Origin of the sequence: Rhodobacter flavimaris (genome assembly GCF_021378075.1) — a bacterium.
GTDB classification, from domain to species: domain Bacteria; phylum Pseudomonadota; class Alphaproteobacteria; order Rhodobacterales; family Rhodobacteraceae; genus Rhodobacter; species Rhodobacter flavimaris.
In genome coordinates this window covers 37,698-48,283 of sequence record NZ_JAJUOS010000018.1, presented here as the reverse complement: position 1 = coordinate 48,283, position 10,586 = coordinate 37,698, and the positions used below count along the sequence as shown (strand labels likewise).

General features: G+C 58.6%; 7 protein-coding genes and 3 pseudogenes. 6 read left to right on the top strand and 4 right to left on the bottom strand.

The window, feature by feature from the left end:
- Both LZA78_RS16870 and LZA78_RS16865 read right to left on the bottom strand, forming a co-directional pair.
- A pseudogene (locus tag LZA78_RS16870) lies at nucleotides 1–471 on the bottom strand (IS5 family transposase); the annotation flags it as partial.
- Between the two features lie 149 nt (nucleotides 472–620).
- Nucleotides 621–1,448: a hypothetical protein gene (locus LZA78_RS16865; RefSeq protein ID WP_233678066.1), complete on the bottom strand. Its 828-nt coding sequence runs from the start codon at nucleotides 1,446–1,448 to the stop codon at nucleotides 621–623.
- A gap of 142 nt (nucleotides 1,449–1,590) precedes the next feature.
- Between LZA78_RS16865 and LZA78_RS16860 the strand changes: the two genes are divergently transcribed.
- The 4 genes and pseudogenes from LZA78_RS16860 to LZA78_RS16845 all read left to right on the top strand — a co-directional run.
- A complete protein-coding gene (locus tag LZA78_RS16860) occupies nucleotides 1,591–2,706 on the top strand; it encodes a hypothetical protein (protein WP_233678065.1) in 1,116 nt (371 codons plus the stop codon).
- Between the two features lie 4 nt (nucleotides 2,707–2,710).
- Entirely contained in the window at nucleotides 2,711–3,631 is a 921-nt protein-coding gene (locus LZA78_RS16855) for a capsular polysaccharide synthesis protein (RefSeq protein ID WP_233678064.1), read from the top strand.
- 102 nt (nucleotides 3,632–3,733) lie between these two features.
- Nucleotides 3,734–3,895: pseudogene (locus tag LZA78_RS16850) on the top strand (transposase); the annotation flags it as partial.
- A gap of 51 nt (nucleotides 3,896–3,946) precedes the next feature.
- Nucleotides 3,947–4,606: pseudogene (locus LZA78_RS16845) on the top strand (IS6 family transposase); the annotation flags it as partial.
- A gap of 164 nt (nucleotides 4,607–4,770) precedes the next feature.
- Here LZA78_RS16845 and LZA78_RS16840 read toward each other — a convergent pair.
- On the bottom strand, nucleotides 4,771–5,901 hold the full coding sequence (locus LZA78_RS16840; protein ID WP_233678063.1) for a YeeE/YedE family protein: 1,131 nt from the start codon (nucleotides 5,899–5,901) through the stop codon (nucleotides 4,771–4,773).
- Complete coding sequence (locus LZA78_RS16835) at nucleotides 5,901–6,833, bottom strand: sulfurtransferase (RefSeq protein WP_233678062.1); 933 nt, start codon at nucleotides 6,831–6,833, stop codon at nucleotides 5,901–5,903. The genes LZA78_RS16840 and LZA78_RS16835 overlap by 1 nt, the downstream gene beginning before the upstream one ends.
- 695 nt (nucleotides 6,834–7,528) lie before the next feature.
- Between LZA78_RS16835 and rpoN the strand changes: the two genes are divergently transcribed.
- Together rpoN and LZA78_RS16825 are read left to right on the top strand one after the other, a co-directional pair.
- Nucleotides 7,529–8,836, top strand: coding sequence for an RNA polymerase factor sigma-54 (rpoN, locus tag LZA78_RS16830; protein WP_255697587.1), 1,308 nt, complete (start codon nucleotides 7,529–7,531; stop codon nucleotides 8,834–8,836).
- A 202-nt stretch (nucleotides 8,837–9,038) separates the two neighbouring features.
- Complete coding sequence (locus LZA78_RS16825; RefSeq protein WP_233678060.1) at nucleotides 9,039–10,574, top strand: ABC transporter substrate-binding protein; 1,536 nt, start codon at nucleotides 9,039–9,041, stop codon at nucleotides 10,572–10,574.
- Nucleotides 10,575–10,586 lie beyond the last annotated feature (12 nt).

The window sequence follows — 10,586 nt, the reverse complement described above, 5'->3', positions numbered from 1 at the left end:
GAAGGGCCGCCGCGCCGGTGTAGTCACTGACCTGGCCCGCAGACATGAAGAACCTGATCGGACGACCAAGTGTGTCGGTCACCGCGTGCAGCTTGGTGTTCATTCCGCCCTTGGTTCGACCTATCAGGCGTCCACGCCCCGCTTTTTCGATCGCAGGCTCGGGGCCGTGCGATGCGCTTTCAGATAGGTCGCGTCAATTATGATTGCCTTCCGATCTGCAGCCTTCACAGCCAGTCCCTCGAAGATCCTGGCGAACACGCCCATCTCGCTCGAGCGCTTCCAACAGTTGTAGAGCGTCTTCGGTGGGCCATACACGGCCGGCGCGTCGCACCACCGCGAACCATTGCGATTGACGAAGATTATTCCGCTCAACACATGCCGGTCATCGACGCGCGGCTTACCATGGCTCTTGGGCAAGAAGGACTCGAGCCGCGCCATTTGCGCGTCCGTCAGCCAGAAAAGACTGCTCATAGATCAGCCTCCTTGCGGAGGCTGAATCACGCAGAAGGCCCAAGATCAATGGGGCCTGCCCTTAACTATACGGGCGGACCAATTCAGTGGGAGAGGATCAGACGTAGCCGATGTATCACTCTTTCGCCCTGTCTTGGCGAAGTTCTGAATTACGACCAAAGGGCCTTGGTGTCAGGGTAGGCCTGGTGACAGAACTTGTACGTCTCGATATATGCGTCGCGAATTTCGGTGTCCAGCGCGGGATCGTCTGACAAGTGGCCGTCTGTTTTTTTGACGAAAACTTCTCCAAGGTTCGGGCGATACGTCACACCACAAAATTCTGAAAGACGCGCAATTTGCGCGGACTCGAACATGGTTTCGTAGATGCCCACATGGAAATCGGCAGGTGCAAAAACCGATGACGCCGCACGAATTGTATGCTGGTAGCAGGTCCGCACCCGACAGGCTTCGCTCGTGAAGTAGGCAGTCAGGGCCCTGTGAAAGTTCGTCTCTCCTGCGGGTATGCCTTCGTTGTAGTTGCCTTTCTTCAGGTTGTAGCGCACAGCGCTTTTGATCCTGCTGAGCGGATCCCGGATCAGAAAAATGGCTTTGGTTGCAATCCCTTTCCGGGCAAAGCCATCACGTATGAACGCAAGACGTGTGGCATCCAATCCGCTGTAGGATGGCGTGATGTCGGCGGTCAGGACGTCGTCTTCCTGCAGCAAGCCAGCAAAATAGTCGAAGTAGTGTTCCGGATCGCGTTGCATCTTCAGGCGCACGGCTTTCTTTGCGCTTTGGATGCGATTGAACCACCGCGCCCTCTTGTGGGACATGTCAGAGATGTCGATTGCATCCCAGACGTGATACTCCTTTGCGACGCCAGTTCGAAAATTCTCGGCATCCGCCAAATAGTGATGCAACCATGTGGTGCCGCATTTCTGTGCCCCAAGCCCAAGAAGAAAGGTACGACCAATTGATTGGATGCTTCCACCGGACATCTATTTCTCACAACAAAGTTTTGACCTGCGGATTAGCACGGAACTCTGGCGCAACAAAGGTCCGGGGGGCGTGATAGACTTCAATTTTCAAAACGGATAGAACTCCGCATAGTCGATGCATCCCAAAAAGCGAGACGCGCAGATGAAACTAGTCATTCACGTAGGTCCCCCGAAGACGGGAACGACTGCGCTGCAGCGTGCCTTGTTCGGTGCGCGTGCTCAGCTGATCGAGAAGGGAATTCTCTACCCCGACCCAAAGGTGCGTAAAGCCTATAATCATGGTCTACTCTGCTCGCTTTTTAGACCGTACGCAGAGGCCCCGCGGGGGATGAAGAAACTCGGAGAGGCAAACTACCTTAGGCAGGGAGAAGCCCTGAGCAACGAGGTCCGAAAGCAGGTCAAGCAGCGTGCGCCAAAGCTGCTCATTTTGTCGTCCGAATGGTTTGCCCGTCTTTATCAGGCGAATGATCCGACCAAGTTCATGTCCTTTGTCGAAAGCCTTGGTGCAGACTCGATCGATTTCATCCTCTATGCACGCCGGCCATCAGATTTCTTCCTGTCAGCGTCGCAGCAGCGCCTGCGAGCTGCTAGCATTTTCGAGCCCATCTATCCATGGAATCTGGACAAACTGATTGCCGGTTTTCAAGCACTTGCGTCCAAACACAGGGTTATTGTCAGACCGTTTGACCGTAAGGCAATGACCGGCGGAAGTATCATGAGCGACGTTGCGGCGCTCTATTTTCCCGAGGCGGCCGATCTCATGACGGTGCCTCAGACATCCCGTCAGTCAAACGAAAGTTTTTCGCCGGAAACGATGGTCATCCTTCAGGATTTCAGGCGCGCCTTCTTTCCGGATCAAGAGGACGTCTTCAACGAGCGGACACGCAAGTTGATGCGCCGCCTGCAGAAACTGGATGCAAGCGACGGCAACCCGCGGCCCGCGCTACTCCCAGAATGGAAGGCCTATCTTGACTACGGCCACAACGGTGCGTTGGAACTGCGCGACAGGTACGGGATCTCTTTCTCTGATTTCGACTATCAGCGGCTGGAACAGGGGGATTTCGCGACCCGCCCTGAAATGGGCTCCGACGTCGCAGACATGGTCCGAGTGGATGCCGAAAGGCTGCAACGAATGATTGCCTCGTTGGAACAGTCTTTCTGGTCTCCAAGGCGTTCAAGTGCAGGGTGGTTGCGCGACACTGCAAAGCGAGTGGGATGCGCCGAAAACCGCCCGCTGCCACTGTGGCGATTTGGCTAGATCAATGGATAAGTCGGCAACTTCCCCAATTCCGCGCAATATCTGGATACTTTGGCTGCAAGGCTTCGAACAGGCGCCACCCTTGGTGCAAACATGCGTCACGACTTGGCGCGAACTTAACAGCGACTGGAACCTGCACCTTCTGACCCAAGAGACCCTCCCCGATTATCTTGACGCAGACTTTGTTGAAGACCTGTTTTCGGCACAGCTTCCGAATTCAAAGATCGCAAACATCGCGCGGCTGGCATTGATCAACCGCCATGGTGGGGTCTGGGCTGATGCCGATGTGTACTGCGTGAAACCGCTGGATGAATGGGTTGATCAGGCAGCGGCCTCTGGCTTTTTTGCCTTCCGGTTCGAGGAAGCGGATGCGTGGCTGAGGGATAAGAACGTGCCACTCATTAACCGGTGTCTTGCCCGCACCGATGATCGGGTTATGGCAAACTGGTTCCTTGCAGGGCATCCGAACAACTTTATCGCGGGTGAGTATGCGCCGCGCCATCTGGCGTTTCTCAAATTGGCATTGTCGGCAAGGAAGAAATCGCTTGGCTTCCTGCGCAACAGTGTGATCAGCCTGATGAAACGGAATGCTTTCCTGGCATCGATGATGGGAAGTGAGGCATTTGTCACGAGGGTCGGGCGGTATCCCTATTTTGTCTTCCATTACCACTTTGCAAACCTGCTCCGACAGGATGATCAATTTCGGGTGGCATGGGAAAAGGTTGAGCCGCGATCCGCGCCTGCCGCCTTGGTCTTTTCCAAGCTGTTGGGTCGTCCCGTCGATGCAGCTTTCAAAGCGGCGATCCACGGAGAGGGCGACTCTCCAGTCTACAAGTTTCACTGGCGCCGAACCAAAGCGCTACATCAGGGAACAGAGACCCGATTTGACTGGCTTCAGGAACGGGCAAAATCGTCGAGATCGTAGGTTGCTCGAAAATGCACTTAAGTCCGATTGTAGGACCCTAGGCTCAGGCCCCATAGATCTTGGGCCTGCGGCGTGATTCAGCCTCCGCAAGGAGGCTGATTGATGAGCAATCTTTTTTTGCTGACGGTCGCGCAGATGGCGCGGCTCGAGCCCTTATTTCCTAAGAGCCATGGTAAGCCGCGCATCGATGGTCGGCGGGTGCTGAGTGGGATAATCTTCATCGATAGCAATGGTTTGCGGTGGCGAGATGAGCCAGAGGGTTATGTCAGAGCAGCTTGGCTTGCGGCCGGGCAGGGGGCTAGGTAGCGTTTTGGGATGACCAAACGCGACCTGTTCAAATACTTCAAGACCAGCCGGGAGATCATCCGCCTGGCGGTGATGCTCTACGTTCGTTTTCCGCTGTCGCTCCGAAATGTCGAGGATCTACTGCACGAACGCGGCATCGAGATTAGCCATGAATCTGTACGGTTCCGGTGGAACAGGTTTGGCCCGATGTTTGCCGCCGAGATCCGCAAGAAACGTGCCTAGCCGCTGCGCTCCGGGCCGCAGTGGCGCTGGCATATGGACGAGGTATTCGTGAAGATCAACGGCGAGCGCCACTACCTCTGGCGGGCGGTCGATCACGAAGGCGAGGTGCTTGAGAGCTTCGTGGCGAAGGCCGGGGACAAGAGGGCAGAATTGAAATTCTTGAAGAAATCTCTGAGGAGATACGGTTCAGTCAATGAATTCGTCACCGACTGTTTGCACTCCTATGGGGCCGCTCTGGGTGATCTTGGTATCCGCGAGCGCCAGCAAACCGGCTAGTGGATGAATAACCGAGCGGAGCAATCGCATCTGCCATTCCGAAGACGGGAGCGGGCGATGCTCCGATTCCGACGGATGCGAATGCTACAGAAATTTGTTGCCGTCCACACCTCGGTCTTCAACCATCTCAACTCGGAGCGCAGTTTCTACTCGACGGCAAATTTCAAGCTGAACCTAGTTAGGCAATGCCCCGCAGAACCCGCCCTCGGCCGCAAGTCCAGACCCGAACGCGAAGGCCGGCGGTGCCTGATAGGGGTTGGGAGGTGTCCTGCTCAGGTCGAGGGCCAGCAATGCAACGACCCCGACGGCCATCAGCGTGGCTGTGAAGCGGCGGGTCATGTCGTTGTCTCCAGTCCGACCAGAGGACGAATACGGATGCCGACGAAAGCCCCGGCAAAAGCTGCGGCAAACCAGACCCAGCCATGCAGGCTGCCTGTTGAAATGCCCGAGAAGAAGGCGCCGACGTTGCAGCCGAACGCGAGGCGTGACGAATATCCAAGCAGGAAGCCCGCTATGATCGTCGCAACCCAGGCGCGCGCCGGATATCTCGGCAGGGGTTGCGCCAATCCTCCGTTTCGCCAAGCGGCAACGCCGAAGGCTCCGGCAATAAGCCCAAGATCGGTCAACGAGGTGTAGTCAGTCAGCAGCGAGGCGTTCAACCGTTCAATCGAACCTGGCGCGCTCCAGAAGGCTGAGCCAGACAGATCCGCCCCAATCGCAACGGCTCCCTTGGCGGCCCAGAGGCCCAGGCCATAAACGACGCCCCAGGGTTGACCTGCAACCAGCAGGTTCGCAATGCCAAGGGCGGCCAATATCAGGGCCGCAACAACATATCGCGCAGGCAGGCGACGTGTGCCGGGTTTGCCTAGTGCCCAGAACAGTCCTGCGACGAGCGCGAGAGCCACGAGTGTTACGGTCAGACCAAAGCCGCCACGCAAGGTCAGGATCGGGAGCGCTCCGAGATCGGTCCACCAGACCAGCCCATAAGCGCCGGCAAAGCTGCCCAGTGCAAAGAACGGTAGGGCAAGCAGGCCGACAGGATTGCCCGAGCCCGCGTTGACGAGGGTTCCCGATCCGCACCCCAGAACGACTTGCATCGCCGCACCAAAGACGAAGGCGCCACCAATCATCGCCCAACCGATCGGGGCTTGGGCGCCGCTTAGCTCACCCGGGCTGGCACTGAGCAGTGGGATAGCGGCGATCGAAACGAGGCCAATCGCCAAGAGCTGTGCGAGCACGCCTGCCGGTTCACGTCGAAGGATCATCGCGCGCCAAGGCCCGGCAAAACCAAAGCGCAACCCCTCAAGCGCAACGCCAAAGCTTATGCCGATTGCAAGCATCAGGCCGTAGCGCAGACCCACGAATAGGGCCACGAGCGCGACTGCGACCAAGGCGCCAAGAAGCAGGCCCGAACGCTGAAGCCCTTGTCTGGCGGGCTTGGCCTGAACAACCCCGCTCACGGACATCAGTTCGTGCCCGTGATCTGGTTGAGCAGGTTGTCGAGAATGCCCGGTTGGTTGGCCATCTCACCTTCGGTTTTCGAGTATTCGACCATCGAACCCGGATAGAGTTTGACGTTCTCGATCCCGGCCAACTCAGAGAGTGCGAACCAGTCGGTCGCCGCCCAATGGCCGGTGTTGCAGAAGGAGACGACCTCCTCATTCGCGGAAATTCCTAGGCGCGTTTTCAGTGCAGAGACGTCGCTTTGCACGTCGATCGCGGTCGCACCAGCACGGAAGAACTCGGTATAGGGCAGGTTTTCCGCGCCCGGCAGGGTGCCCGGCCGCGCGGCCGCTTCGTGAGCCTTCTTGCCTTCGAAGAAAGCAGCCGGACGCGCATCTACCAGAACCGCCTCGCTCTTGCCTTCAACGATGTCCGCCACGGCGGAGGTATCAGCCGTCCAGCTCGGATTCCAGGCAATCGACAACTCGGTCGGAGTCGGCGTTCCCGCGATGGTCGAGATCGGCAGGCCTGCGTTGACCCATGCGATCTGGCCGCCATTCAAGACCGAAAGCTCGGTGAAGCCGGAACTCTTGAGCGTCCAGTAGACGCGGGCGGCTGCTCCGAAATCGGTATCGGTATCCCCTTGCGAAACAATTACCACAGGGCGTGCCGGATCGAGGCCGAGGGATTCATAGGTCGCCTCGAGCTTGTCGACCGGCGGAACCGCGCCGGGGTTATCTGCAGGCCCGCGGAAGAGCCCGTAAGGCGCCGAAACTGCGCCTGCGATATGGCCGTCCGTGAAACCCTTGGCTCGAATGTCGAGGATGACAGGCGCTTCAGCGCTTGCTGCAGCAAGCTCTGCGGGCGTGACGAGCGCGCCAAGTCCACCGGCGAGAGCAGTGCCGGAAATCAGTGAAGCCAGTCCGGAAGCGAGAAGAATGGGAGCGTATTTCATGTGGGGATCCTTTCCGCGAGCAGGTCTTTTGTTCTCATTTTACCAATTTTAGTGGACGCACAATGAATCTCGAGCGTTCTTGCCTTGGGCCCGCTGGAATAACGTTCCGCGTGGCGGGGTTGGTGCATTTCTAACTTGGCTTCAGCAAGGGTTTGCAAGGGAATGCTTGCACCGGCAACTGCCTTTACTAAAGAAGCCGGTTCTTATTTCTTGCGGATTGTTTCCGGATGAAGGGGGCGTCGGCGGTATGTCGCGTCGAGCAGTTCGCAGTTGCTGCGGGCGGCCTTATGGGGGCCCAGGTCAATAAACAGAATGGCTTGAAGCCACTTGGGTCACAAGGCTCAGCGCAAGCCGGAGGCTTAATCAACCGATCGAGAACTTGCGCCTTGCATTCAGCCGGCGAGTGCAAGGTTTTCAAGTGTTCGTGTCAATGTATCCATTCATGTCGAACCGCACCAACTCGCCGCGAGCCCAATTAGGTCTAGCCCTCAGAAAGATGACCCGCGCATCGCGGTGTCGCTGATTGGCGCGGGTTCTGGGTGCATTTGGGGGCGAGCGGCAGTCATTGATGATGCACGAATCTGTCTACAGCGCGCCTGCATGGGGAAGGTCTTTGATACATGTGCGCGCGGGTCGACAGGGACTCGTTCCTTCGCCGGACTTGCCTGTGCATGGGGTGACTAATAGTATTGAGTATGCTCTCAGCTCCTCAAATAATCGCTAGGCAGGCGTCGGACATCGCGATGACGCCGGATTTGCGGCGTGCGATCGGCTTGTTGAAGCTCTCCAATCAGGAGTTGGCGCATGAAATTGCGCTCGAAGCACGTTCGAACGCTGCGCTGGTTCTGCGCGAGCCTGCACAGGACCTTGCGTTGAGCATCTTTCGCCGAGAGCCGCATCGACAACCTCCACTCGCGGTTCCGGGTGGAGGAGGTGGCATGGCGGAAGCTCTGGGGGTCGCGGGTAGCCCAGGATTGCATGATCATATCCTCTCGGAGTTGCGGCTATCACTCCGCTCGGCGGATGAAATCGAGATTGGCGAGGTTCTGGCTCTGTCTGTTTCACCTTGGGGGTGGCTTGATCGCGATCTTGGGGAAATCGCCGACGAACTCGGCCGACCGGTTGCACAGGTCGAGGCCGTTCTAAGAAAAGCGCAGCAGATCGAGCCTGCCGGGTTGTTGGCGCGGGATTTGCGCGAATGCCTATGGCTTCAGGCCGCAGATCGCGATGTCCTGTCCCCCGTTATGGAGACTATCCTTGATAATCTGGGCCTGCTGGGGGCGGGCAAGCTTGAGGAACTGGCTGATCTTGCGGCGACAAGCACTGATAAGGTTCGCGCCACTTTGGCGCTGATCCGCAGCTTTGACCCGAAGCCGGGGTTGCGTTTCGATCCGGCGCCACCGCCGGAAAGCGAGCCTGATATCCTCGTGCGGCGAAAGGCTGGTGGCTGGGTGGTCGATCTCAATCGCTCGACGCTGCCCGAAGTCTCGGTCGATCAGGACGATGCGCATACCTCTGAGCAGCGCAAAAAGGCCGAGGTCTTGGTGCGTGCGGTGAGCCGCCGGAATGAAACGCTCTTGAGGCTGGCTGCCGAAATCGTGCGACGACAGAAAGACTGGCTTGAGCAGGGGCCCTCGCATCTGGCCCCGATGAATTTCGCGACCCTTGCGGCGGAGCTGGAGTTGCATGAGACGACCGTAGGCCGTCTGGCTGCCGGGCGCATGATGGCGACGCCAAGGGGAGCCGTGACCCTGCGAGCGCTCTGCAGTGCCGCTATCGCGACGCAGAATGGTGATCAGGTTTCAGCCGTGGCGTTGCGGCATCGTATCAGCGGGATGATTGCGCAAGAGGGTCGCAGGCCGCTGAGTGATGCCCAAATAGCGGCCCGCCTTGAGGCCGACGGGATCTTGCTGGCCCGCCGCACCGTTGCCAAGTATCGCGCCCAATTGGGGATCGCGAGTGCAGCCGAGCGTGGCGCGAACAGCGGCGTCGGGTGTGTGTGAGTAACACGCGCCTTGCGCGAAATGCGCGCAGACTGTGTGCGCTCTTATACGCGGATGAAGGTGTGCGAATTTAATCGCTTTTTTTTCAGTTGGTTAGCGCAAGTAGCCGTGCCTGTGCTTGCTGGCACATTTCCTGCATAAAAATCATTGTCCATTCAAGATGACCGCTGCGCCTGAGCGCAGACGAACAGGGAGTAAACAAATGACCAGACTGCAAAAACTGCTGACGGCCTCTGCCTTGGCGCTCTGTGCGGCGACGCCCGCGGCTTTGGCTGCCGACCTGACAGTGGGGTTCACGCTCGATGCCGACACGCTCGACCCGGCCAACCACCGCAAGCGTGAGACTGAAACCATCATCCGCAACATGTATGACGGACTTCTGACCCGCGACAGCAGCATGAAGGTCGTCCCCGAGATCGCGGAATCCATCACGCAGGTTTCGCCAACCGAGTATGATTTCAAGCTGCGCACGGGCGTTAAGTTCCACGATGGCAGCGATATGACCGCCGAGGACGTGAAGTTCACGCTCGACCGGATCACCAAGGACGGCGGCATGGGTGACGGCGTCACCAGCCCGCGGCAGGGCCTGATGGGGCCAGTCGCCTCGGTGGATATCGTGTCCGACGACACCGTGCGCATTACCCTGTCAGAGCCCTGGCCGATCCTGCCGGCGATGCTGCCGAACCAACAGATCGTATCAAAGGCCTGGGTCGAGAAGGTCGGCAACGATGGCGTGGCCACCTCTGAGAATGGCACCGGCCCCTTCAAGCTGGTCGAATGGCGCAAGGGTGATGCGATCATCATGGAGCGCTTTGACGATTACTACGGCGGTGCGGCGGATATCGCGCCGGTGGGCAAGGCCTGTGTCGACCGCGTCATCTTCAAGGTGATCCCCGAAAGCGCCAGCCGCGTCGCGGCGCTTCTTGCCGGGGATGTCGACATCATCAACGAACTGCCGCCGTTCTCGGTCGCGCAGGTCAAGAACAACGAGAACACCGACGTCCTGACGGTCAACGGCACCCGCAGTTTCTTCATCGCGATGAACATGCAGGGCGAGTTCTTTGACGATCCCAAGGTGCGCGAGGCTGCCGCCCATGCCATCGACAAGGATCTGATCATCGACCGTATTCTGGGAGGCAATGCCGCGCGGATCGACGGTATCCTTTCGCCCGACGCCTTTGGCTCGAGCGAGCTGCCGCGTTACGACTATGACCTGGAAAAGGCAAAGGCACTGCTGGCCGAGGCGGGCTATCCCGACGGGCTCGATGTCACCATGGACGTGGAAGGCGCCTTCAAGGATACGGCCGAGGCCGTAGCGTCGCTGCTGACCAAGGCGGGGATCCGCACCAAGGTCGAGGTGGGCGAGGGTGCCCAGCTTGTCGACAAGTGGCGCACCAAGGGCGCTCCGAAAACGGGCGACATGTACTTCACCAGTTGGGGCAACGGCTCGCTCGATCCGTTCGACATCTTCACGCCGACGCACCGCACCAATGATCGTGGCAATTCGGCCGGGTATTCCAACCCCGAGCTTGACGCGCTGCTGGATACGGCCGCGGTGGAAATGGACACGGAAAAGCGCGCGGCAATGTATCATGACGCCGAGATGATGATCAACGCGGACATCCCTTATCTCTACCTCTGGGTTCCGCAGGACATCTACGGTGTGTCCAAGCGTCTCAAGGGCTGGAAACCCAGTGCCGATAGCCGCATCAACCTGCACGATGCCTGCATCGAATAACAGGCAGACGGA